22 protein-coding genes are annotated in these 20704 nt (G+C 65.4%); 9 read left to right on the top strand and 13 right to left on the bottom strand.

Annotation, left to right across the window (positions count from 1 at the left end; genetic code table 11):
- Positions 1–24 precede the first annotated feature (24 nt).
- The 9 genes from KF759_RS04320 to KF759_RS04280 form a co-directional block, all read right to left on the bottom strand.
- Complete coding sequence (locus KF759_RS04320; protein ID WP_291223177.1) at positions 25–324, bottom strand: STAS domain-containing protein; 300 nt, start codon at positions 322–324, stop codon at positions 25–27.
- Complete coding sequence (locus KF759_RS04315) at positions 324–971, bottom strand: ABC transporter substrate-binding protein (RefSeq protein ID WP_291223176.1); 648 nt, start codon at positions 969–971, stop codon at positions 324–326. The genes KF759_RS04320 and KF759_RS04315 overlap by 1 nt, the downstream gene beginning before the upstream one ends.
- A gap of 16 nt (positions 972–987) precedes the next feature.
- Positions 988–1521: an outer membrane lipid asymmetry maintenance protein MlaD gene (gene mlaD, locus KF759_RS04310; RefSeq protein WP_291223175.1), complete on the bottom strand. Its 534-nt coding sequence runs from the start codon at positions 1519–1521 to the stop codon at positions 988–990.
- Positions 1522–1531: 10 nt separating this feature from the next.
- Positions 1532–2302, bottom strand: a complete 771-nt coding sequence (mlaE, locus tag KF759_RS04305; RefSeq protein WP_291223174.1) for a lipid asymmetry maintenance ABC transporter permease subunit MlaE — start codon at positions 2300–2302, stop codon at positions 1532–1534.
- The gene (locus KF759_RS04300; RefSeq protein ID WP_291223173.1) at positions 2299–3138 is read right to left on the bottom strand and encodes an ATP-binding cassette domain-containing protein; all 840 of its coding nucleotides are present in this window, start codon (positions 3136–3138) and stop codon (positions 2299–2301) included. The genes mlaE and KF759_RS04300 overlap by 4 nt, the downstream gene beginning before the upstream one ends.
- 88 nt (positions 3139–3226) lie before the next feature.
- Positions 3227–3844 carry a guanylate kinase gene (gmk, locus tag KF759_RS04295; RefSeq protein ID WP_291223172.1) on the bottom strand — a complete coding sequence of 206 codons (618 nt, stop codon included), beginning with the start codon at positions 3842–3844 and terminating at the stop codon, positions 3227–3229.
- Positions 3845–3943: 99 nt separating this feature from the next.
- Entirely contained in the window at positions 3944–4894 is a 951-nt protein-coding gene (locus KF759_RS04290; protein WP_291223171.1) for a hypothetical protein, read from the bottom strand.
- 216 nt (positions 4895–5110) lie between these two features.
- Positions 5111–5518, bottom strand: a complete 408-nt coding sequence (locus tag KF759_RS04285) for a hypothetical protein (RefSeq protein ID WP_291223170.1) — start codon at positions 5516–5518, stop codon at positions 5111–5113.
- An 88-nt stretch (positions 5519–5606) separates the two neighbouring features.
- A complete protein-coding gene (locus KF759_RS04280; protein WP_291223169.1) occupies positions 5607–6470 on the bottom strand; it encodes a YicC/YloC family endoribonuclease in 864 nt (287 codons plus the stop codon).
- A 68-nt stretch (positions 6471–6538) separates the two neighbouring features.
- Between KF759_RS04280 and rph the strand changes: the two genes are divergently transcribed.
- Genes rph through hemW form a run of 4 tightly spaced genes read left to right on the top strand, consistent with a single transcriptional unit; the run spans position 6539 to position 9465 of the window.
- Entirely contained in the window at positions 6539–7279 is a 741-nt protein-coding gene (gene rph / locus KF759_RS04275) for a ribonuclease PH (RefSeq protein WP_291223168.1), read from the top strand.
- Positions 7276–7668, top strand: coding sequence for a VOC family protein (locus KF759_RS04270; RefSeq protein WP_291223167.1), 393 nt, complete (start codon positions 7276–7278; stop codon positions 7666–7668). The genes rph and KF759_RS04270 overlap by 4 nt, the downstream gene beginning before the upstream one ends.
- Positions 7665–8267, top strand: a complete 603-nt coding sequence (gene rdgB, locus KF759_RS04265; protein WP_291223166.1) for an RdgB/HAM1 family non-canonical purine NTP pyrophosphatase — start codon at positions 7665–7667, stop codon at positions 8265–8267. The genes KF759_RS04270 and rdgB overlap by 4 nt, the downstream gene beginning before the upstream one ends.
- A gap of 28 nt (positions 8268–8295) precedes the next feature.
- Positions 8296–9465 (top strand): radical SAM family heme chaperone HemW, encoded by a 1170-nt coding sequence (gene hemW, locus KF759_RS04260; protein ID WP_291223165.1) that lies wholly within the window; start codon positions 8296–8298, stop codon positions 9463–9465.
- 7 nt (positions 9466–9472) lie between these two features.
- Here hemW and KF759_RS04255 read toward each other — a convergent pair whose 3' ends face one another.
- Positions 9473–9916: a hypothetical protein gene (locus KF759_RS04255; RefSeq protein WP_291223164.1), complete on the bottom strand. Its 444-nt coding sequence runs from the start codon at positions 9914–9916 to the stop codon at positions 9473–9475.
- Between the two features lie 530 nt (positions 9917–10446).
- Here KF759_RS04255 and KF759_RS04250 point away from each other — a divergent pair.
- Together KF759_RS04250 and KF759_RS04245 are read left to right on the top strand one after the other, a co-directional pair.
- Entirely contained in the window at positions 10447–12771 is a 2325-nt protein-coding gene (locus KF759_RS04250) for a DUF1631 family protein (RefSeq protein ID WP_291223163.1), read from the top strand.
- Positions 12768–13118, top strand: coding sequence for a PilZ domain-containing protein (locus KF759_RS04245; protein ID WP_291223162.1), 351 nt, complete (start codon positions 12768–12770; stop codon positions 13116–13118). The genes KF759_RS04250 and KF759_RS04245 overlap by 4 nt, the downstream gene beginning before the upstream one ends.
- A 24-nt stretch (positions 13119–13142) precedes the next feature.
- Here the strand turns inward: KF759_RS04245 and KF759_RS04240 are convergent, their stop codons facing one another.
- On the bottom strand, positions 13143–13808 hold the full coding sequence (locus tag KF759_RS04240; RefSeq protein ID WP_291223161.1) for a TetR/AcrR family transcriptional regulator: 666 nt from the start codon (positions 13806–13808) through the stop codon (positions 13143–13145).
- A 390-nt stretch (positions 13809–14198) separates the two neighbouring features.
- On the opposite strand from KF759_RS04240, the gene KF759_RS04235 reads away from it, so the two are divergent.
- Together KF759_RS04235 and KF759_RS04230 are read left to right on the top strand one after the other, a co-directional pair.
- Complete coding sequence (locus KF759_RS04235; protein WP_291223160.1) at positions 14199–14858, top strand: protein-L-isoaspartate O-methyltransferase; 660 nt, start codon at positions 14199–14201, stop codon at positions 14856–14858.
- Between the two features lie 43 nt (positions 14859–14901).
- Positions 14902–16287: a TolC family outer membrane protein gene (locus KF759_RS04230; RefSeq protein WP_291223159.1), complete on the top strand. Its 1386-nt coding sequence runs from the start codon at positions 14902–14904 to the stop codon at positions 16285–16287.
- Positions 16288–16326: 39 nt separating this feature from the next.
- On the opposite strand, the gene waaA is transcribed toward KF759_RS04230, so the two are convergent.
- On the bottom strand, positions 16327–17598 hold the full coding sequence (waaA, locus tag KF759_RS04225) for a lipid IV(A) 3-deoxy-D-manno-octulosonic acid transferase (protein WP_291223158.1): 1272 nt from the start codon (positions 17596–17598) through the stop codon (positions 16327–16329).
- 91 nt (positions 17599–17689) lie between these two features.
- Between waaA and lpxL the strand changes: the two genes are divergently transcribed.
- Positions 17690–18610, top strand: a complete 921-nt coding sequence (gene lpxL, locus KF759_RS04220) for an LpxL/LpxP family Kdo(2)-lipid IV(A) lauroyl/palmitoleoyl acyltransferase (protein ID WP_291223157.1) — start codon at positions 17690–17692, stop codon at positions 18608–18610.
- On the opposite strand, the gene KF759_RS04215 is transcribed toward lpxL, so the two are convergent.
- Positions 18601–20646, bottom strand: coding sequence for an EAL domain-containing protein (locus tag KF759_RS04215; RefSeq protein WP_291223156.1), 2046 nt, complete (start codon positions 20644–20646; stop codon positions 18601–18603). The genes lpxL and KF759_RS04215 overlap by 10 nt on opposite strands.
- Between the last annotated feature and the right edge of the window lie 58 nt (positions 20647–20704).

The following is a 20704-nucleotide window of genomic DNA, read 5'->3' as shown; positions in this document are numbered from 1 at the left end:
CGCCAATCGAACGACTGCACACACTCAAGCGAGCAGCAGTTGCTCGGTGCCGCACAGACGCGCGAGCGCAAGCAGGCCCGGCGGCGGTTCCCGATAGAGCAGGCGGATCCCGGCGTGCTGCGCGCGCGCCGACCATGCGAGCAGCACCGCGAGCGTCGCGCTGTCGGGACGCTCCAGCCCGGAGAGATCGACTTCGACCTGCTGCTGGCCCGCGCCGACCAGTTCGCGCCAGCGCGACGCCGCCGTGGCTGCCTCGGCGAAACCCATGCGCCCCCGCAACCGGGGTCCGGCCTCGTCGTGGTCGATCACGAACCTTGCGTCCATCAGCCGCCCTTCTGCGCCTTGTCCATCGCATCGAGCGCCTGTTCGCCCTGGGTTTCCAGGCGGGAAATCAGCGCTTCCAGACCGGTCTTGCGCACTTCCTCGCCGACCTGGTTGCGATAGTTGGTGACGTAGGAAATGCCCTCGATGATCACGTCGTAGGCCTTCCACTGCCCGTCGCGGGTCTTGCGGAAGGCGTAGTCGACACTCACCGTCTTGCCATCGTCGAGCACGACCTGGGTGCGCACGATGCTGCGCTTGTCGCTGAGGTCGCCCTTGCTCGGCAGTACCTGCACGCGGCCACGCGTGTAGTTGAGCAGGCCTTCGGCATAACGGTGCGCGATCGAGTTGTAAAACGCCTTGGCAAAGCGCGCGCGCTGCTCCGGGGTGGCGCTGCGTGCGTACTGGCCGAGCACGAGGATCGATGCGTAGTCGATGTCGAAATGCGGCAACAGCAGGCCATCGATGAGTTTGATCAATCTCACGTGATCCTGCTTCAATTCCTCACGATGACCTTCAATGGCCTTGCCCAGGTCGTCGGCAATGCCCTGCACGACCTGATCCGGCGTTTGCTGATCGGCATGTGCAGGCAGCGCGAAGGCGCCGGCAACGAGCAGGCCGAAGACAAGGGCAAGGGTGCGCAGGAACATGTCGACTCCGTATTGTTCAGGACTTGGGCGAACCCGGGCTCGCGGGATGACCATTGGTATCGTCTCCCTTGTCTTTCGCATCGGCGTTGGATGCCGGCGAACCGTTGACGAGGAACTTGCCAATCAGGTCTTCCAGCTGCATCGAGGATTGCGTGAGCACGAACTCGTCGCCGTCCTTGAACATCTCCGGCGAACCGCCAGGCTGGATGCCAACGTACTGATCACCCAGTAAACCGCTGGTGAATATCGCCGCCGAGGAATCATCGGGAATCTCGCTGTAGCGCTTGTCGATCGACAGCTTCACGCGCGCATCGAGCTTGACCGGATCCACATCGATCGATTCGACCGAACCGATGCGAACACCGGCGATCTTGACCGGCGCCCTCAGCTTGAGCTGACCGATGTTGCCAAAGCTCGCCTTGAGCGTGTAGCTCGGCCCCTGGCTGAAGTTGGCGATCGAGGTCGTCTGCGTCGCCAGATAGGCGAGCGCTGCGAAACCGAGCAGGATGAACAGGCCCGAGCCGATCTGGTAGGAACGTCGTTGCGTCACGGCACTCGCCTCACATCAAGAATGCAGTCATCACGAAATCGACCGCCAGCACGACGATCGAGGAAAACACCACCGTGCGCGTGGTCGCATGCGCCACGCCTTCGCTGGTCGGTGCGGTGGTATAGCCCTGAAACACCGCGATCAGCGCCACCACGCCGCCGAACACCGCGCTCTTCCACACGCCGTTGACGACGTCCTTCCAGACATCGACGCTCGAAGTCATGTTCGACCAGAACGTGCCGTTGTCGAGCCCGAGCCAGTTCACACCGACCAGATGCGCGCCGAAAATGCCCAGGGCATTGAACACGCAGGCGAGCAGCGGCATGGCGAGGATCCCCGCGATGAAGCGCGGCGTGGCCACGTAGGCGACTGGGTCGACGGCCATCATTTCCATCGCATCCAGCTGATCGGTGGCGCGCATCAGGCCGATTTCGGCAGTGATCGAGGTGCCGGCGCGACCGGCAAACAGCAAGGCGGTCACCACCGGACCGAGTTCGCGATAGAGCGAAAGCGAGACCACCGTACCCAACGCCGCGGTACCGCCGAAGATCGACAGCACGTAGTAGAGCTGCAGGCCCAGCACCATGCCCACGAACAGGCCGCAGGTCATGATGATGACCAGACTCATCGCCCCGGTGAACCAGATCTGGCGCACGGTTTCGCGCCAGTGGCGCAGGCTTGCCGGCAACGCTGCGAGGACCTGCAGCCCGAACAGGCCGCAGGCGCCGATCTGCGCCAGCGCATCGGCGATGCCGGCGAAGGGGCCGCTGCGAGTGTTCATCGGGCCGCCTCGGCAAAGCCCAGGTCGGCCGCATAGTCGCCCGCCGGATACTGGAACGGCACCGGGCCATCGGCCTCGCCGCCGAAGAACTGCCGCGTCCACGGCGAGGGATCCTTGCGCAATTCCTCGGGCGTTCCGTGCGCAACGATCTTGCCACCGGCGAGCAGATAAACCAGATCGGCCACGCGCGCCACCGCCGAGAACTCATGCGCCACCAGCACGCTGGTGACGCCGAGCGTGTCATTGAGCGTGCGGATCATGCGCAGCACCTGATTGAGCGCAATCGGATCAAGGCCGACAAAGGGTTCGTCGTACAGAATCAACATCGGGTCGCGGATGATCGCCCGCGCCAGCGCCACGCGCCGCGCCATGCCGCCGGAAAGCTCCGCCGGCATCAGCGCTGCCGCACCGCGCAGGCCAACCGCCTCGAGCTTGGTCAGCACGATATTGCGCAGCACGTCTTCGGGCAAACGCAGATGCTGACGCAGCGGAAACGCGACATTTTCGAACACGTCATAGTCGGTCAGCAGTGCCGAATTCTGAAACAGGTAGCCGATCTTCTCGCGCAAGCCGAACAGTGCCGGGCGCGGCAATGTCGGCACGTTCGCGCCGTCGATCTCGATGCGCCCCGCATCAGGCATGCGCTGGCCGGAGATGTGGCGCAGCAGCGTGGTCTTGCCGCAGCCGCTTGGCCCCATGATTGCAGTGATCTTGCCGCGCGGAATATCGACATCGACGTCGTCGAAGATCGTCTTGCGGCCGAGCACGGTGCGCAGCCCTCGCACTCGCACCAGGGCATCGCCGTTTCGACTGGATGGGGCGCCGGACTCGCTCAAGGCAACTCTCGAGTGAACTGGATGGAAAATCGGACGGAATACCTTAGCTGATGCGACGCAAGCCTGACCACGGGCGCGGACCGATCGGTCATTCGCCCTTCAACAAGTCGTCGAGCAGGGCGGCATTGCGGACGAGCTGGACTTCGCGGCGCAGGCGTTGGCAGGTCACGATCGCGCGCAACTGCTCGAGCGCAATGGCGAAATCGTCATTGATGAGCACGTAATCGAAGTCGTCCACGTGGGCAACCTCACCACGCGAATCTGCCAGACGCCGCGCGATCGTCGCTGCGCTGTCGGAAGCGCGCGCACGCAGGCGCCGCTCGAGTTCGGCGCGCGACGGCGGCAGGATGAAAACGCTGACGCACTTCGGCCGCGCAGCGCGTACCTGACGCGCGCCCTGCCAGTCGATTTCGAGCAGCACGTCGCGCCCTTGCGCGAGCAGCGGCTCGACTGCCGTGCACGACGTGCCGTACAGATTGCCGAACACTTCGGCATATTCGAGGAACGCGCCTTGCGCCACCATGTGCTCGAACACGCCGCGGTTGACGAAATGGTAGTGCTCGCCATCGCGGTCATTGGGCCGCGGCGGGCGTGTGGTGTGCGAGATCGACAGCGCAATGCCCGGCTCACGCTCGAGCAGCGCATTGACGAGGCTCGATTTGCCGGCACCCGACGGCGCCGCGACGATGTAGAGGGTTCCGCTCACGCCTGATCGACCCGGCAAGGGGGCGAGGATGAAAGCAGCCTCTGGCGGCGGCGTCAACCAAGATGCCGACCGCCAGAAGCATGCCGCGCCGCGTCCCGATCAATGCGTGCGCGAATTCTCGACCGGGTAATCGCCACTCTGTCCCATCGGAACTTCCAGGGGCGTGGCCGGGCTGCTGCTGCGTCGAACAATGAACTTTGATGCGCCAGCCGTCGCCGATGGCCGCCAGACCGCGTAGTCGTCCAGGCCGTCGCCATCGAAATCGCCGGATAGAGGGAAATCGCTTGCAGATGCCCCCATTGCGACCGCAGGCTGCCCAATACCCGTCTGGCCGTCGCGTGTGGTCCATTGGATGTCGCCGCTCACGCCACGAATCGTGGTGATGTCGCCCAGGGAAGTACCGAAATGGTTGCCCGTGACCATGACATCGCTCGGCGCGCCAAAATTGAAGGTCGAGGCCAGGGCGCCATCCGTACCATCGAAGATGCGGATGTTCGCCACGCCTCCGCCGGCGTTGCTCTGGATCGCCATGTCGGCCCGGCCATCGCCGGTGTAGTCGATGCCGCCGTTGGGGAAGGCGCCATTCTCCCCGGTGACCAGATCGCGCACCTTGCCGGAACTGCTCAGCCGGATCAGCGTGTGCGAGGGCGCACCTGCGCCGATTCCTGCGCGGTACACCGCAAGGTCATCGATGCCATCGCCGTCGTAGTCGCCGATGTGCTTGGGATCGTCCCCGGTCGTACCGAAGGAGACCAGTAGCGGTGTCAGGCCCGGGCGGCTGGAGCGACGCACCTTGAATTGGCCCGTCGCGCCGGCGGACCAGACGATCGCATCGGCAATGCCATCGCCGTCGATGTCGCCATCAGCGAAGAAATCCGATGCGTTGCCGAGTTCGAAGTTGGATTCAGCTCCCGCAGCGCTGCCATCGTTGTTCTTCACGTACCAGGTGATCGCGCCATTGGCACCTCCGCCAGTGTTGCGCACGAGCACATAGCTGCTGCGCCCGCTGGCCGTGTAGTCAGAGCGCACGCGCTGACAGCTACCCGTCACGGGCGCATCGAAGCCATCGCTGAACAGGTCATCGGCTGCCTCGCCGATGCTGAGCAGGGCGCTGCTGATGCTGCCGGTATCACCGCCGACGCGGTCGGCGATCGTGAGCGTCCAAGTGCCATTGACCTGCGCACCGGTCAGACCCGCGAAGGCGCCCGCCAGCCAGGTCGTGCACCCACCGCGCCGTGTGCCGGCGACACCTGCGCCGCTGGTGCGTTAGGCACCTGGAGGAACTGTCTCGCTGCTCGTGAGCGTCGCTGCCGTCGCCCAAAGATCAGCAGTGGCGCGGTCGGAGAACTCGTAAACGCCGCCCAGATTGGCGTTGAAGCCAAAAAGGGAAGCAGGCGTGATACCGACCCGCCCGAACACCACCAGTTGCGCGGTGCCGCCCGGCGAACGCAGGGTGGCCTCCAAGTCACCGACCCAGGTGTGGGCGAGATCCAGCTTCAACGCGAGCCGGCCAACGCCGCTGCTGATCCCGGAGACGTTGAAGCTGACCGTGAGGCCCGTCGCATTGCCGTCCGGAATCGGTCCCGTGCCACCACCGGCAAAGTCCGCAGCCATCGATGTGCCCGCCATCGTTGCCAGCATCAAACCCATCAGCTTTCGTCTTGCCTTGATCATGACCCCCTCCAGAACATGGCACCCAATCCGGATGGATCGGGCGTAACGCACCACGACATCGACGCACCCACCTGCAGGCGGCCTTGTTTCATTCCAGGTTCTGCACCTGCTCGCGCATCTGCTCGATCAGGACCTTCAGTTCCACCGCGGCCTTGGTCGTGAGCGGGTCGGCCGACTTGGAGCCCAGCGTGTTGGCCTCGCGGTTGAACTCCTGCATGAGGAAATCCAGTCGCCGACCGACCGCTTCCTTGAGGCTGAGCACACGCCGTGCTTCGAGGATGTGCGCGCCGAGCCGGTCGAGCTCCTCGTCGACGTCGATGCGTTGGAGTTGGAGCACCACTTCCTGCTCGATGCGCCCGGGATCGAGCGGCTGCTTGAGTTCGGCCAGCCGCGCATCGAACTTCGCGCGCAGGGCGACGCGCACTTCGGGCAAATGCGTCCGTACATCGGCCACGATGCGCTCGATCGCATCGAGCCGCTCGCGCAGGAACCCGCCGAGACGGCTGCCTTCGCGCTCGCGCGTGGCGACCATCTCGTCGAGCGCGCGATCGAGCAGGGCCAGCGCCGCGCTGCGCAGCGCATCCTGATCGGTATCGCGGTCGAGCAGCACGCCAGGCCAGTTGAGCAAGGATGCGAAATCGACATTGAGCTGCGGAAAGCGCGCCGCGAGTGCCTGAGCGGTATCGGCCAGCCGCGCCACGAAGTCTTCGTCGATCGCGATGGCCGCGGCACTCGCCGCAGCCGGCTTCCAGCGCATGCCCAGATCGACCTTGCCGCGTGCAAGCCGATTGCCCACGCGCTCGCGCACCTGCGCCTCGAGCGTGCGCAATTCGTCGGGCAGGCGCAGGCCCAGCTCCAGATAACGGTGGTTGACCGAACGCAGCTCGATCGACAGCGCGCCGTGGCCGGTGTCGCTCTCGGCGCTGGCAAAGGCAGTCATGCTCCGCAACATGGCACGTCCATCAGGCTGGAAGAGCGGCAATGGTAAACTCTGCGGCTCGATTCCCAAACCACGCGCACATGAGCACTCCCCAGGATTTCGTCCGCCCTTCCGGCCGCGGCGCCGACCAATTGCGCAGCGTGAGCATCGAACGCGGCCACACGCGCCATGCCGAAGGCTCGGTGCTGATCAGCTTTGGCGACACCCGCGTGCTGTGCACGGCCAGCGTCGAGGACAAGGTGCCACCATTCCTGCGCGGCAAGGGTGAAGGCTGGGTCACGGCCGAATACGGCATGCTGCCGCGTGCCACCGGCCAGCGCACGCAGCGCGAGGCCGCGCGCGGGGGCCAGGGCGGGCGCACGATGGAAATCCAGCGCCTGATCGGTCGCGCGCTGCGCGCCTGCGTCGATCGCAACGCGCTGGGCGAGCGCACCATCACGCTCGACTGCGACGTGATCCAGGCCGACGGCGGCACGCGTACCGCGGCCATCACCGGGGCCTATGTCGCCCTGGTCGATGCGGTCAATTGGCTCAAGGCGCGCAACGCGATCAAGCGAGAGCCGATCTTCGGCGCGGTCGCCGCGGTTTCGGTCGGCATCTACAAGGGCGTGCCGGTGCTCGATCTGGATTACGCCGAGGATTCGGCCTGCGACACCGACATGAACATCGTCATGAACGATGGCGGCGGTTTCATCGAACTGCAGGGCACCGCCGAAGGCCACGCCTTCCGCCGCGACGAACTCGATGCCCTGATCGGCTTGGCCGGCAAGGGCATCAACGAACTGTGCGAAGCACAGCGCGCGGCGCTGGCACGTCGATGACGCGGCGCATCGCGTCGATCGCGCTGCTGGTACGGGACTACGACGAAGCCAGCGCATGGTTCTCCCGCGCACTCGGCTTCGTGGTGCTCGAAGACAGCGACCTCGGTGGTGGCAAGCGCTGGCTGCGCATTGCACCGAGCGCCGACGCTGCGTTCTCGCTCCTGCTGGCGAAGGCGACCACGCCCGAACAACTCGCCGCGATCGGCAAGCAGCATGGCGGCCGCGTCGGTTTCTTCCTGCACACCGACGACTTCGCGCGCGACCATGCGCGCCTGCTCGCCGCGGGCGTGCAGCCGGAAACACCGCCGCGTCACGAAGAGCACGGCACCGTCGTGGTGTTCGCCGATCTCTACGGCAATCGCTGGGATCTGATCGAGCGCCGCGGATGAAGCTCGTGCTCGCCAGCGGCAATGCCGGCAAGCTCGTCGAACTGCGCGAGCTGCTCGCCGACCGCGCGATCGAACTCGTGCCGCAGCAAGCGCTCGGGATCGGCGACGCAGAGGAATCGGCGAGCACCTTCGTCGAGAACGCATTGATCAAGGCGCGCCATGCCGCACGGATTTCCAGCTTGCCCGCGCTCGCCGATGATTCCGGGCTGTGCGTGGATGCCCTCGATGGCGCGCCCGGATTGCGCTCGGCCCGCTACGCCGGCAGCCACGGCGACGCTGCGGCCAACATCGCCAAGTTGCTCGATGCCTTGCGCGAGGTGCCCGACGCACGCCGCAGCGCGCATTTCCATTGCACGATCGTGCTCCTGCGCAGCGCCGATGATCCCGCGCCCTTGATCGCCGAAGGGCGCTGGCACGGCCGGATCCTGCCCGCACCACGCGGCGCGCACGGCTTCGGTTACGACCCCGTGTTCTTCGATCCCGCGCATGGCTTGAGTGCGGCCGAACTCGATCCCGCAGTCAAGAACCGCATCAGCCATCGCGGTCAGGCGCTCGCGCAATTGCTCGCCATGCTGCAGCCATCGGCCGCCACGGCGTGACAGCCGCCGCCGCATCGAGTCCACGCGCATGTCGCTGACCGCCCCGCCGCTCTCGCTCTACCTCCACATCCCGTGGTGCGTGAAGAAGTGCCCGTATTGCGATTTCAATTCGCATGCGCAGCGCGGCGCGCTGCCGATCGAGGACTACGTCGATGCGCTGCTCGCCGATCTCGAACGCGATCTGGCGCAGGCCGGTGAGGCGATCGCCGGGCGCACGCTGCACAGCGTGTTCTTCGGCGGCGGCACGCCGAGCCTGTTTGCGCCGGACGCGATCGCGCGCATCCTCGATGGCGTCGCCGCGCGCATCGCGCTCGAACCGGCTGCCGAGGTCACGCTCGAGACCAATCCGGGCACGCTCGAACATGGCCGCTTCGATGGCTACCTGCGCGCGGGCGTCAACCGCATCAGCATCGGCGTGCAGAGTTTCGACGACGACAAGCTGCAGCGGCTCGGGCGCATCCACAACGCCGGCGAGGCTGATCGCGCAGTGAAATCGGCGCAGGACGCGGGCCTGGCGAACATCAACATCGACCTGATGTACGCGCTGCCGCAGCAGACGCTTGCGGGCGCGCTCGCCGACATCACCGCGGCGATCGCGCTGCGGCCCGCGCATATCTCCCATTACCAGCTCACGCTCGAACCCAACACGCTGTTTGCGGCGCGACCGCCCAAACTCCCCGACTCCGACGCCGCATGGGACATGCAGGAAGCCTGTCAGGCGCAACTGGCCAGCGCCGGCTTCACGCAATACGAAGTCTCGGCCCATGCGGCTGCCGGTCGCCGCTGCGCACACAACCTCAACTACTGGCGCTTCGGCGATTATCTGGGCATCGGTGCCGGTGCCCACGGCAAGCTAAGTGATTCAGCCAGTGGCCGCATCGTGCGCACGACCAAACTCAAGACGCCGACCAGCTATCTCGATCGCGCCGCGCGGCGCGAGCCCTTCGGCAGCCAGTCCGAGGTTGCTGCCCGGGACTTGCCGTTCGAATTCATGATGAACGTGCTGCGCCTGAATGAGGGCGTTGCCGCCGCCAGTTTCGCGCGGCATACCGGCCTGGAACCAGGCGCGATCGATGCGCTGCTGGCCAGCGCGCGCGGGCGCGGCTGGATGGTCGATGATCCGACACGCATTGCCGCGACGGCGCTCGGCCAGCGCTATCTCAACGACGTGATCGAACTGTTCCTGCCTGAAGCCTGATCAGGCCTCAGGCGAGCAGGAACATCGCCTTGGCCAGAAACACGATGCCGACCATCAAGGCCAGCACGATCCGATGCGTGTAGCGGAAGCGGCACGGATCCATGCGCCCGCGCAGCGAAGCCCACATCGTGCTCATGAAGACGCCGAGCACGCCAAGGGCAAGCAGCACCTTGAGTCCGAGCAGCATGCCAAAGCGCGACCCCAGGCAGGCAAAGCCGTCGCAGCGCACTTCAAACAGCATTCCGCCGCTGATGAACAGCAGGGCCACCACGATCGGCATGATGCGGCGGGCGCGTCGCACCACGAGCTGCTCGAGGCGCGCCATGCCCTGCGCGCCCAGTTCGGCATGAAACGATTCGATGATCAGCACCTCGAAAGTGACCGCGCCGACAAACACGATCGCGCACGCCAGGTGCACGAGCTGGATCCAGCCATACCATTGCGCCAACATGAAACCTCCTGCGCCGAAGCGGCCGCCGGCAACCGCCATTCGGCAATAGCTCGCGTCGAGAATGATCCGCAGTTGCGCCAGGATCCTTGACCCCGGTCAAGTCGGCGGTCAGCACCAATCCGCTTCGACGCACCGGCTGCTGCGTCTGCCGGAAAGTGCTCAAGCGACCGCGCGTCGCCGACATTGGTACCCGGTTTCTGCACGCGCGCGTGCACGTCGGCAGCGCTGAACCTTTCGGTCGCGGCGCATGCGATCTGCACTTGTCCGAAGTGCCAAACGATGCCGAGTCGATCCCCATGCGCATCGACAGCATCGACAGCATCGACGGCCACGACGGCAGAATTCCTGCGCGGCTGCGTCGTGGCCGTGCCTCGGATATGCGTGCAGACGATCGGGAAACCCTTGCCACGAGGCCGTTCCGCGCCCCTGTTCGCACCGCGGCGCGCGTGCCAGAATGGCCGCCGGGAGGGTGGTGCCGGGCCCGACCTGCGATCAGGCAGGCGGTGTGGCGCCTTGCCGCGAGGGACGGAATGAACGCTTCTGCCAAATCCGGTGAGGGCGGGCAGCAAACGCTGGCCCGCCGCAATGATCTGCCGCCACGCGTGCGCTCGCTTTGCGACGGCCTGCTCGAGCAGACGCGCAAGGCATTGGCGCCGGCGCTCGATCGCGCGCTCGGCGAGATCGAGCAAGCCTTGTTCAAGATGGCCGAACAGGCCGCCAGCAGCAACCTGCAGCAGCAGCATTTCGAGGCCTTGCGCAGCTTCCAGCATGGCCGCACGCTGATCCAGCCACGTTTCCTGCGTGCCATCGAAACCGGCATCGCATCGATCCGCAGTGGCACCGGCGCCACCGCCTCCGCACTGGCCAGCAAGCGCACGCCGCTTGAGCTGGTCGATGCGGCCTCGCTCGAGGAAGACCTCGCCCTGCGCGAAGTCAGCACGCGCGTGGAAATGCGCTGCAGCCAGCAACTGCATGTATTCGCCTATCGATTCGGCGTGATCGCCGCCGCCCCGCCCGACCACGAGACCCTGCCGCTGGGCCCGCACGCCCTGGCCGAGGCCCTGCGCGTCGCCGTCAATGGCCTAGGCCTGGGCACCGAATACCGCATCCTCGCCTATCGTCAGGTCGAGCGCGTTGCATTCGCCGATCTCGCGCAGTTGTTCGAACGTCTCAACCAGTGGCTCGCCAGCCAGCGCATCCTGCCGCACTTCAAGCTCTCGTACCGATCACCCGGCGCAGCTGCAACCGGCGAAGCCGGCAGCGAAACCACCGACAAGAACGAGCCATCCGCCGAGCCCGACAAGGCCGCGACTGCCGAGGCCGCGGCAAAACCTGCGGCCGTCGCACCCGCGCGCATGAGCGCAGCAAGCGCGGCGCATGCGCCGATGTCGGGGCAGCCCGGCATGCAACGGACCGAATCGGTCGCCGAAACACCGCAATTTGCAACGCTGCGCAACCTGCTTGCGGCCCGGCGCCGCGTCGATGGTGACGGCGAGGCTCCTGTCGCCAGCGCGGCACATGCGCCCAGCATTCCCCGCGCCGACCTTCAAAACCTGCTCGGCGCAATGCAGCGGGCAGCGGTGCAGGATGCCGCCAACGGCAAGCGCTACGACAGTGAGCGATTCCGCAACACGCTCGCGGTCAAGCTGCGGCGCTCCGGCGCGCAAGGCAGCGCGGTCGGGCTTGGCGGCGAAGACCGTGACACCGTCGAACTCATCGGCATGCTGTTCGACTACGTCACGCGCAACATCAGCGAGAGCAGTCAGGCGCGCTCCCTCGTCGGGCAGTTGCATGTCCCGGTGCTGCGCGTCGCGCTGAGCGACAAGACCTTCTTCACCCGCCGTGACCATCCCGCACGCGAGCTGATCAACACCATCGCCGAAACGAGCGAACGCTGGCTTGATGACGCCGATGCCGACCCCGAATTGTCGGGCAAGCTGCGCATGGTGGTCGACCAGCTGTGCAACTCGTATGACGGCGACGTCAACATGTTCACGGGCATGGCGAACGACCTCGATCAGCACCTCAAGTTGCTGACCAAGCGCGCCGATGCCGCCGAACGCCGCCACATCGAGGCCGCCAAGGGGCGCGATCGCCTGATTCTCGCGCGCGAAACCGCGCGTGCGGCGATCTCGGGCTTGCTCAAGGGGCGCTCGCCATCGACACGTCTGCGCAGCCTGCTCGAAGACACCTGGACCGACGCGCTGGCACTGTCAGCGCTGCGCGGCGGCGCCGATGGCTCCGAATTCACCGAATGCCTCGACATTGCCGCCGACCTGCTCGCCCGCGGCATGAAGCCACTCGGAGACAGTCCGGGCGACAGGAAACTGCGTCAGGGTGCAGCCACGCACTTGCGTGCGGTCGGCCTGCACGAGGACGAGATCAATGGCCTGATCGACAACCTGTTCGAGCAGGCGCCGACCGACGCCGCGCTGGCTCAGCTCGAGCGCATCGACGAGGCGCTGCGTGCCAAGCCGCGGCTCGGCGGCGAGACGCCCAAGCAGGCCGAAAAGCCCAAGCAGCCACTCGATCCCAACGAACAGAAGATGCTCAACCAGATCATGCAGACCTCGTTCGGCACCTGGTTCGAGTTCACCAAGAACGCCAAGGGCGAAGTCACGCGGCGCAAGCTGGCCTGGTTCTCGCCGATGACCGGCAATTGCCTGTTCGTCAATCAACGCGGCGCGCGCATCGAAGATCTCACGCTGGACCTGCTCGCGCGTGAAATGGCCAGCGGGCGTGCCCGCGTGGCCACCGCCGAGAAGACCCGCTTCGTCGATCGCGCCTGGAAAACCATCGTCTCGCTGCTGCGCCCGCAGGCGAGCGCACTGCCCGTGGGAGAGGCCACCGCATGACCGTCACTCCGCGCCAGCGCGCCGCCCGCAAGCGGCCCGATCACACCATCATGGTGGTTGACCAAATGACGGGAGAACAGACCGGTCACATCGGCAACCTGTCACTGAGCGGCATGATGCTGATTGCCGACCATCCCTTCGTCGAGGATGCGCTTTACCAGCTTGCCTTCACCCTGCCCCATGCGAATGGCCAGCGCACGATCGAGGTCGGCGTGCATGAGCAGTGGCTGGCTGACGGCACCGTCCGCGGTCAACAATGGGTTGGCCTGCAGTTCATCGACATCTCGGAAGAAGACGAAAGCGCGCTGCGGCAATGGCTCATGCACGCGCCCGACGATGACCGCTGATGCCGGCAATGTCGTTTGCCGCGCTCAGGAACGCGCGCGCGCGACCCCGTAGGCGCGCAGGAACATTTCGGCCGTGGCGGCAAGGTGCTGATCCAGTTCGGACGCGGTCCATGACGCGCCACAGCCACACATCATGCGGGAATGCATTTCGCCTTTGAGCAGGGCGAAAAACTGTGACGCAGCGCGTGGTACATCCTCGATCTGCAGCTGCCCGGCTTCGATCTCCTCGTGCAGAAAGGTCTGAAAGGCGTCCTGCACGCGTTGGGGACCGGCTTCCCAGAACAGTTCGATGAGCTTGGCGGGTGCCGAGCCCGAAGCCAGCAAGCGATTGAGCGCAATGGCGTCTTCCGACGTGATCAAGGCGAAGAACGCCCTGCCGATCGCCTCGAGCTGGCGTCGCAGCGACCCTTGCACCTTGATGTCGAACAGGGCCTCGGGCATCTGCTCTTCGCAGCGCTCGCGGATCGCGGCGAGAAACAGCGTGTCCTTGTCATGGAAGTGGCTGTAGACCGTGAGCTTGGACACCCCGGCGTCGGCAGCGATCGCGTCCATGCTGGTGCCCTCGTAACCGCTCGACGGGAACAAGCGCTTGGCCGCGGCCAGGATCGCAGCACGCTTTTCCAGGTCCTTGGGCCGCCCGGGCCTGGCTGGCTTGGCACTGACATCGGATGGACGCGTCGCGGGTTTCATTTGGATGACTTATGTCACTGGTTCGACCGGCTGGAACCCGATACTATACTGGAAAGTTCGAAAATGCCTGCCGCAGCTGGCTTGAATGCCACGCAGTGGCGCGGTTTCCGCCAATTGTTGCCGGTTTTCCGCAGGCAAACCCTGATCTGCGGCAATTGATGGGGCATTCGTCGCTTCAAGTCTCTCGCCGCACCGTCCCGGCCCACCTCCCTCCCCGCGACCGGGCCGGTGCGGACGGGAGCATCGCTGTCCGCACGCGGACAGTGTCCGGCCGCGGACGCGGTGACTTCCGGCACTTCGGTGCCGTTGTCGTCATGGCAAAGGATGGATTTGCCCGCACGTCGCGCTCCTCCTATGCTCTTCGACCTTTTTCCTTCCAGGAACATCGAAATGTCGATCGACACCGAACTGGCTCGGAGCAACATGGTCGAGAATCAGGTTCGCCCGTGGGAAGTGCTTGATCCACGCGTGCTCGATACGCTGCGCGACCTGCGCCGCGAGAACTTCGTGCCCGCCGATCTTCGACATCTGGCCTTCGCCGACATCGCATTGCCGATTGGCCACGGCGAAGTGATGTTCAAACCCGTGATCGAAGGCCGCATCCTGCAGGCGCTCGCCCTGCAGGGCAATGAACGCGTGCTCGAAATCGGTACCGGCAGTGGGTTCCTGACTGCTTGCATGGCGCACTTGGCCGCATCGGTGACCAGCGTCGAACGCCATGCCGACCTCGCCGATGCCGCGCGCGCGCGCCTGGCCGCCGCCCGCATCGATAACGTGCGTGTCGAAGCGGGCGATGCGCTCGGTGACGCGCAGACCAACGAGACTTTCGATGTGGTGGTGCTCGGCGGCGCGGTTCACAGCCTGCCCGAACGGCTGCGCGCCTGCGTGCGTCTGGGTGGCAGGATGTTTGCATTCATCGGCCAGTCGCCCGCGATCGAAGCCGTGTTGCTGACGCGCGACGCGACCTCGCACTGGACCCAACAGAGCTTGTTCGATACCGACCTGCCCTATCTTTACCATGCCGAGCCACCGCATCGATTCACGCTGTGACCGTGCTGGCCTGAATCCGTTAAAAGCCTCCGAGGTAGATTCGATGATCCGCTTTCGCACCTTGCCACTTGCCATCCTCCTGAGCTGCGCCGGCACGGCCCATGCAGAGGATCTGCTGCAGATCTACCAGCAGGCGCGCAATTCCGACCCGACCCTTGCCGGCGCGCAGGCGACCAAACTTGCCACCGACGAAGTCGTCGACCAGGCGCGCGCGCAGTTGCTCCCGCAGATCGGCATCGACCTGAGCTTTTCGCGCTCGCGCTCGGGCAGCAATGGCAGTTCCCAGGTCGCGCTCGACCCCAGTGATCCGACCAACACGGTCACGGTCGACGGCATCACGCGCACTGCCTATACGCGCAGCACCGGCGCATCGGTGAGCCAAAGCATCGTCGACATCAGCCGCTGGACTGCGCTCAAGTCCAGCCGCTACACCGCCAAGGCCGGCGAAGCGACCTTCGACGCCGCCCAGCAGCAGCTCATGATCGACAGCGCCCAAGCCTACTTCAACGTGCTGTCCGCGCTTGATGCGCTGCGCTTCGCCGATGCCAACGAGAAGGCGCTCGCACGCCAGTATGAGCAGGCGCGTCAGCGTTTCGATGTCGGTCTGGCCGCAATCACCGATGTCAACGACGCCAAGGCCCAGCACGATCAGGCCGTGGCTACCGTGATCAGCAACAAGAATGCAGTCGATACCGCGCGCGAAGCGGTGCGTCAGCTCACCAATCAGGAACCGGGCGAGTTCAAGCACCTGCGCGAGGATCTGCCGCTCGATCATCCCACGCCCGACGATCCGGCGGCCTGGGTCGACGTTGCGCTCAAGCACAATCCGTCATTGCAGGCGGCTGCGCTGCAGATCGATGTCGCCAACGCCAACATCAATACTGCACGCGCCGGTCACTTGCCGACGATCAATGGCACCTTCAGTTATGGCCGCGCGCAGACCTGGGGCGATACCCGTTACGGCGGCGTCGGTACCTCGCCCATCTATGCCGGCGATCCGCGCTGGGGCAGCACGGTGACCTTGACCCTGAACGTGCCGCTGTTCAGCGGCGGCTTCACCCAGTCGCGCGTACGCCAGTCGATTCATCAGCGCGATTTCGCCCAGGACCAGTTCGAGGTCGGTCGCCGCCAGGTCGAAGCCAATACCCGCAACAGCTATCGCTCGGTGATTGCCGGCGCGAGCGAGGTCGAGGCCACGCGCGCGGCGGTGGTGTCCGCGCAGAGTTCGGTCGAGGCGACCCAGGCCGGCTACGAGGTCGGCACCCGCACCATCGTCGACGTCCTCATCAGCCAACAGACCTTGTTGCAGGCGCAGAGTGCCTACTCGTCCGCACGCCACAACTTCGTCATGAATGGCTTGCGCCTCAAGCAGGCTGCCGGCGTGATCGAATTCAAGGATCTCGAAGCGATCAACGCCCTGCTGGAGTGACATCCTGATCGGCGCACCGCGCGGCTCACTGCGCCGCGCTCAGGCCGGCATCACCCGTTCGATCAGCGCCAGCGTGCGCGCCACCGCGCCGCGCTCGCGCTCCATCACCGCGAACGCCGCTGCGCCCATGCTGCGCCGCTCGACATCGCGCGACAGCAGACGCAGCACTTCCGGACCCAAGGCTTCGCCATCGGCAATGCGCAGCACCGCGCCGGCATTGATCAGGTTCTCGGTGACTTCGGCGAAGTTGAAGGTCTGTGGACCAACGATCACCGGCTTGCCGAGCGCCGCCGGCTCCAGCAGGTTGTGGCCGCCGACGGCGACCAGACTGCCCCCGACGAAGGCAACATCGGCGGCGGCGTAGAAATCGAGCAGCTCGCCCATCGAATCGGCGACGAAACACTGGCACGCAGGATCGGCATCAAGGTCTTCGCTGCGCGTGCGCGTGTTGAACCCGTAGGCACGGCATGCCGCCGTCACCGGCCTGAAGCGTTCGGGATGGCGCGGCACGATCAACAGCAGGGCGTCCGGAAAGCGCCGCAGGATCTGCGCATGCGCCTTGAGTACGGCCAATTCCTCGCCTTCGTGCGTGCTTGCAGCAATCCACACCGGCCGCGCACTGCCTGCCGCCTGGCGAAACTCCACACCGCGCGACTTCACGCCTTCGGAGACGACCAGATCGAACTTGAGATTGCCCACGGTGGCCAGACGTTCGCTGGTTGCGCCGAGCGCCAGCAGCCGCTCGTAGTCGGACGAAGACTGCGCGGCAATCACGCTCGCGCAACGGATCGCGCGGCGGGCCAGCGGCTGGATTGGCCAGTAACCACGCAACGAGCGCTCCGACAGGCGCGCGTTCGCAATCACGATCGGAATCCGGCGTTCATCGCAACTGATGAACAGATTCGGCCAGATCTCGGTTTCCATGATCACCGCCAGGCGCGGCCGCACCCGATCGAGGAAGCGATTGACCGCACTGGTCAGGTCATAGGGCAGATAGACATGGAACACGCGCTCGCCGAACAATTTGAGCACGCGATCGGAGCCCGTCGGCGTCACGGTGGTGATCACGAAACGCGAGCCGGCATAACGCCGCATCAAGGCTTCGATCAGCGGCGCCGCGGCATTGACCTCGCCCAGCGAAACGGCATGCACCCAGATGCTGTCATGTATCTGCGGATCGGGAAAGAATCCGAAACGTTCCTTCCAGCGGGCGAAATAGCCGTGGTACTTGATGCCGCGCGCCGTCAGTCGGTACAACACGAACGGCGTCAGCAGGTACAGCGCAAGGGCGTAGATGAAGCGCTGAAGCACGGCGTAACCGGAAAATGAGGGCGCGGCAGTATAGCGTCAGGCCCGCGGGCGTTTGCGTCCCTGCCGGGACGCTTCCCGCATAATCGGCGGCATGCCGCAATCGCCCCCTCCGTTTCGCCGTACCCTGCTCTCGCCCCGGCATTGGCCGGCCTGGCTCGGTGTCGGCATGATGCGTGTGCTGGCATTGTTGCCTTGGCGCTGGCTGCTGCGCGGCGGCCGCGCTCTGGGCTGGCTCATCGCGCGCGTTCCTGGCGAGCGCCGTCGCGTCGCTGCGACCAATCTTGCGCTCTGCTTTCCCGATCTCGACGACGCCGCCCGTAGTCGCCTGCTTGAAGAAAACCTTCGCGATGCCGGCTGCATGCTGGCCGAGTTCACCCTCGCCTGGATGGGCTCGGACGCAGCCATCGCGCGGATCGCGCTGACGATCGACGGACTCGAGCATCTGGAAGCCGCCCGCTCGGCCGGCCGCGGCGTGTTGCTGGTGGGCGCGCATTTTTCCCATCTGGAATTGTGCGCACGACTGGTCTCCCGCCGGATCCGCATTGCCGGCATGTACCGCGAACATGGCGATGCCGCCTTCGAATGGGCGATCAAGCGCGCACGCCTGCGCTACGCCGACGCCATGTTCAGCAAGGACGAACTGCGCGCGAGCATCCGTCACCTGAAGAGCGGCGGCACGCTCTGGTACGCCCCTGATCAGGACATGCGCGGCAAGGAGGCCGTGTTTGCGCCGTTCTTCGGCGTGCCGGCATGGACGATCACTGCGACCCACCACCTGGCACGACTGTCGGGAGCGCAAGTGATCGCCTTCTATCACCAGCGCACGGATTCAGGCTACGCGATCCGCCTGCAGGCGCCACTGGCGGACTTTCCCGGTGCCGACGTGGTCGCCGACACCACCCGCATCAACGCCTGCATCGAGGACATGGTGCGGGCCGCGCCGACGCAGTACTTGTGGCTGCACAAGCGCTTCAAGACCCGACCCGCGGGCGAAAGCTCGCCCTACGCCTGACTGCGATCGGCTGGCACAACCGCGCTTTGTTCGGCAGCGAGAACGCCCTGGATATCCGCCGCCGGCATCGGCCTGCCATACAAGTAGCCCTGGAGTTCGTCGCAGCCATGCCGGCTGGCCCAGTTGGCGACTTGCTGCGTTTCCACGCCTTCGGCGACGATCGTCACGCGCATCACCTTGCACATCGCGATGATGGTCTGCACGATCGCAGCATTGCGCGGCAGGGCCGCGATCAGACCTTGGTCGATCTTGATGCAGTGGATCTCGGTGTCGCTCAGGCGCGCGAGGTTGGAGTAACCGGTGCCGAAATCATCGATCGCGATGCGCATGCCCAACGCGCGCAGCCGATCGAGGTTTTCATGCACGGTGCGCTTGCCCTCGACCAGCAGGGTTTCGGTGATTTCCAATTCGATTCGATTGACAGCGCAGCCGGTTTCGGTGAGCAGTTGCGCCAGCAATGCGGCAAAACCCGGATCGCTCAGTTGCTGCTGCGAGACGTTGACCGAAATCGCCACGTCCAGCCCCATGTCCTGCCAGTTGCGCTGCTGCTGCATTGCCTTGCGCAACACGAAGCTGCCAAGCGCGTTGATCACGCCTGAACGCTCGCACAAGGGGATGAATTCACTCGCCGGCACGGTACCGTGCTCCGGGTGATGCCAGCGCGCCAGCGCCTCGACCGCAATCGTCCGCCGCTCGGCCACCGAATGGCGCGGCTGGTAGTAGACATCGAACTGACCGCGCGCATCGGCTTCCTTGAGGTCGGCCAGCAACTGCACCTGGCGCTCCATGCGCACACGCAGCCGGTCGTTGAAAATCCGGAACTGGCCATAACCACGCGAGCGCGACTCGTACATTGCCCAGTCTGCATGGCGCAACAGGGTCTGCGCATCTTCGCCATGCTCCGGAAAGCGGGCCACGCCGATGCTCGGCGAAATCACCAGGTGCCGTCCGCTGCCGTCGACGGGAATCGCCAGCCTTTGCAGCATCTCGCCGGCCAACAACTCCAATCGAGACTCGCCCCGCGGTTCGACCGCAAGGAACAGGAATTCGTCTCCCCCCAGACGCAGGGCGATGTCGTCCGCACCGCGCAAGGCCAGCAGGCGCCGTGCGACCTCGCGCAGCAGGCCATCGCCATGCGGATGGCCGAAGGTGTCATTGATCACCTTGAACTGATCGAGGTCGATGAAGAACACCCCGATCGTCGAACCATTCGCCCGCGCCTGCGCCCCCAGCCGATTGAACAAGGGCTCGACCATGAGCCGGTTGGGCAAACCGGTCATCGAATCACGATGGGCCATGTCCTGCGCCACCGCTTCGGCTTCCTTGAGGCTGCTCACATCGGTTGCGCTGATCAGGATCGACGGCGCTCCCGAAGCCGGGTCAAGGCAATTGCGCGCGGTGAGTTCATGCCAACGGATGCCCACCCGCGTGTAGACGCGCGCAGTGACACGCGCCTCGCCATGCTTGCCAAGCGCCTCCTGCAGGCGCGTTTGATCATCACTTTGCACGAAACGATCGAGCAGCAAATCGGCTCGCCCTTCGAAAGCGCTGCGCGCCGCCGGATTCAGGTAGAGCGTGCTGCCGTCCTGTCGATGCAGGGAAATCATCATCTGGGTATGCAGCAGCGCATCGGTGCTGCGTACGACCTCGGGCTCGATCGCGCCTTCCGGGATGCCTTCGCACAACATCGCCATGCGCTCATCCGGCAGGCGCACGCCGCTGAAACGCACCCGCATCGTCCTCGGCACACCGCGCGGATAGAGTGTCCACAACTCGGTGAACTGCGCATTGCGCGCGCTGAAATCAGCCTGAAACTGCTGCAGTCGGCGCAATACGGCAGGCGACATCGTCTCCTTCATGCGTCGAGCGCGCAGCTCGTCGAGACTGTCGGCACTCCACACCTTGAGCGCAGCCGGATTTGCCCACACCACCCTGCCAAGATCAATGTCGAATACCCAGATTGCCGCGCTCAGGCCATCGAGCAGCCAGGCGTTTTCGGCAGCGGGATCAAACTTGTGCACGTGGCTTGCGCTCATCGTTGAACCCCCCGCTTCGACGCGAGGATGGCCGATTGCCCAATGTCCGCGCCCACGC

Origin of the sequence: Dokdonella sp. (assembly GCF_019634815.1) — a bacterium.
Classification (GTDB): Bacteria; Pseudomonadota; Gammaproteobacteria; order Xanthomonadales; family Rhodanobacteraceae; genus Dokdonella_A.
The sequence above is the reverse complement of the archived record's forward strand: the minus strand, read 5'-3'. Positions and strand labels throughout refer to the sequence as shown.

What these genes read in the sequence shown, in the direction of transcription:
- rph (WP_291223168.1), top strand. Translation starts at nt 6,539, where the DNA reads ATGAGCACTCCCCAGGATTTCGTCCGCCCTTCCGGCCGCGGCGCCGAC.
- KF759_RS04215 (WP_291223156.1), bottom strand. Translation starts at nt 20,646, where the DNA reads ATGAGCGCAAGCCACGTGCACAAGTTTGATCCCGCTGCCGAAAACGCC.
- rdgB (WP_291223166.1), top strand. Translation starts at nt 7,665, where the DNA reads ATGAAGCTCGTGCTCGCCAGCGGCAATGCCGGCAAGCTCGTCGAACTG.
- KF759_RS04240 (WP_291223161.1), bottom strand. Translation starts at nt 13,808, where the DNA reads ATGAAACCCGCGACGCGTCCATCCGATGTCAGTGCCAAGCCAGCCAGG.
- KF759_RS04320 (WP_291223177.1), bottom strand. Translation starts at nt 324, where the DNA reads ATGGACGCAAGGTTCGTGATCGACCACGACGAGGCCGGACCCCGGTTG.
- hemW (WP_291223165.1), top strand. Translation starts at nt 8,296, where the DNA reads ATGTCGCTGACCGCCCCGCCGCTCTCGCTCTACCTCCACATCCCGTGG.
- KF759_RS04245 (WP_291223162.1), top strand. Translation starts at nt 12,768, where the DNA reads ATGACCGTCACTCCGCGCCAGCGCGCCGCCCGCAAGCGGCCCGATCAC.
- KF759_RS04315 (WP_291223176.1), bottom strand. Translation starts at nt 971, where the DNA reads ATGTTCCTGCGCACCCTTGCCCTTGTCTTCGGCCTGCTCGTTGCCGGC.
- KF759_RS04270 (WP_291223167.1), top strand. Translation starts at nt 7,276, where the DNA reads ATGACGCGGCGCATCGCGTCGATCGCGCTGCTGGTACGGGACTACGAC.
- KF759_RS04280 (WP_291223169.1), bottom strand. Translation starts at nt 6,470, where the DNA reads ATGTTGCGGAGCATGACTGCCTTTGCCAGCGCCGAGAGCGACACCGGC.
- lpxL (WP_291223157.1), top strand. Translation starts at nt 17,690, where the DNA reads ATGCCGCAATCGCCCCCTCCGTTTCGCCGTACCCTGCTCTCGCCCCGG.
- KF759_RS04285 (WP_291223170.1), bottom strand. Translation starts at nt 5,518, where the DNA reads ATGATCAAGGCAAGACGAAAGCTGATGGGTTTGATGCTGGCAACGATG.
- KF759_RS04230 (WP_291223159.1), top strand. Translation starts at nt 14,902, where the DNA reads ATGATCCGCTTTCGCACCTTGCCACTTGCCATCCTCCTGAGCTGCGCC.
- KF759_RS04255 (WP_291223164.1), bottom strand. Translation starts at nt 9,916, where the DNA reads ATGTTGGCGCAATGGTATGGCTGGATCCAGCTCGTGCACCTGGCGTGC.
- KF759_RS04235 (WP_291223160.1), top strand. Translation starts at nt 14,199, where the DNA reads ATGTCGATCGACACCGAACTGGCTCGGAGCAACATGGTCGAGAATCAG.
- KF759_RS04250 (WP_291223163.1), top strand. Translation starts at nt 10,447, where the DNA reads ATGAACGCTTCTGCCAAATCCGGTGAGGGCGGGCAGCAAACGCTGGCC.
- mlaE (WP_291223174.1), bottom strand. Translation starts at nt 2,302, where the DNA reads ATGAACACTCGCAGCGGCCCCTTCGCCGGCATCGCCGATGCGCTGGCG.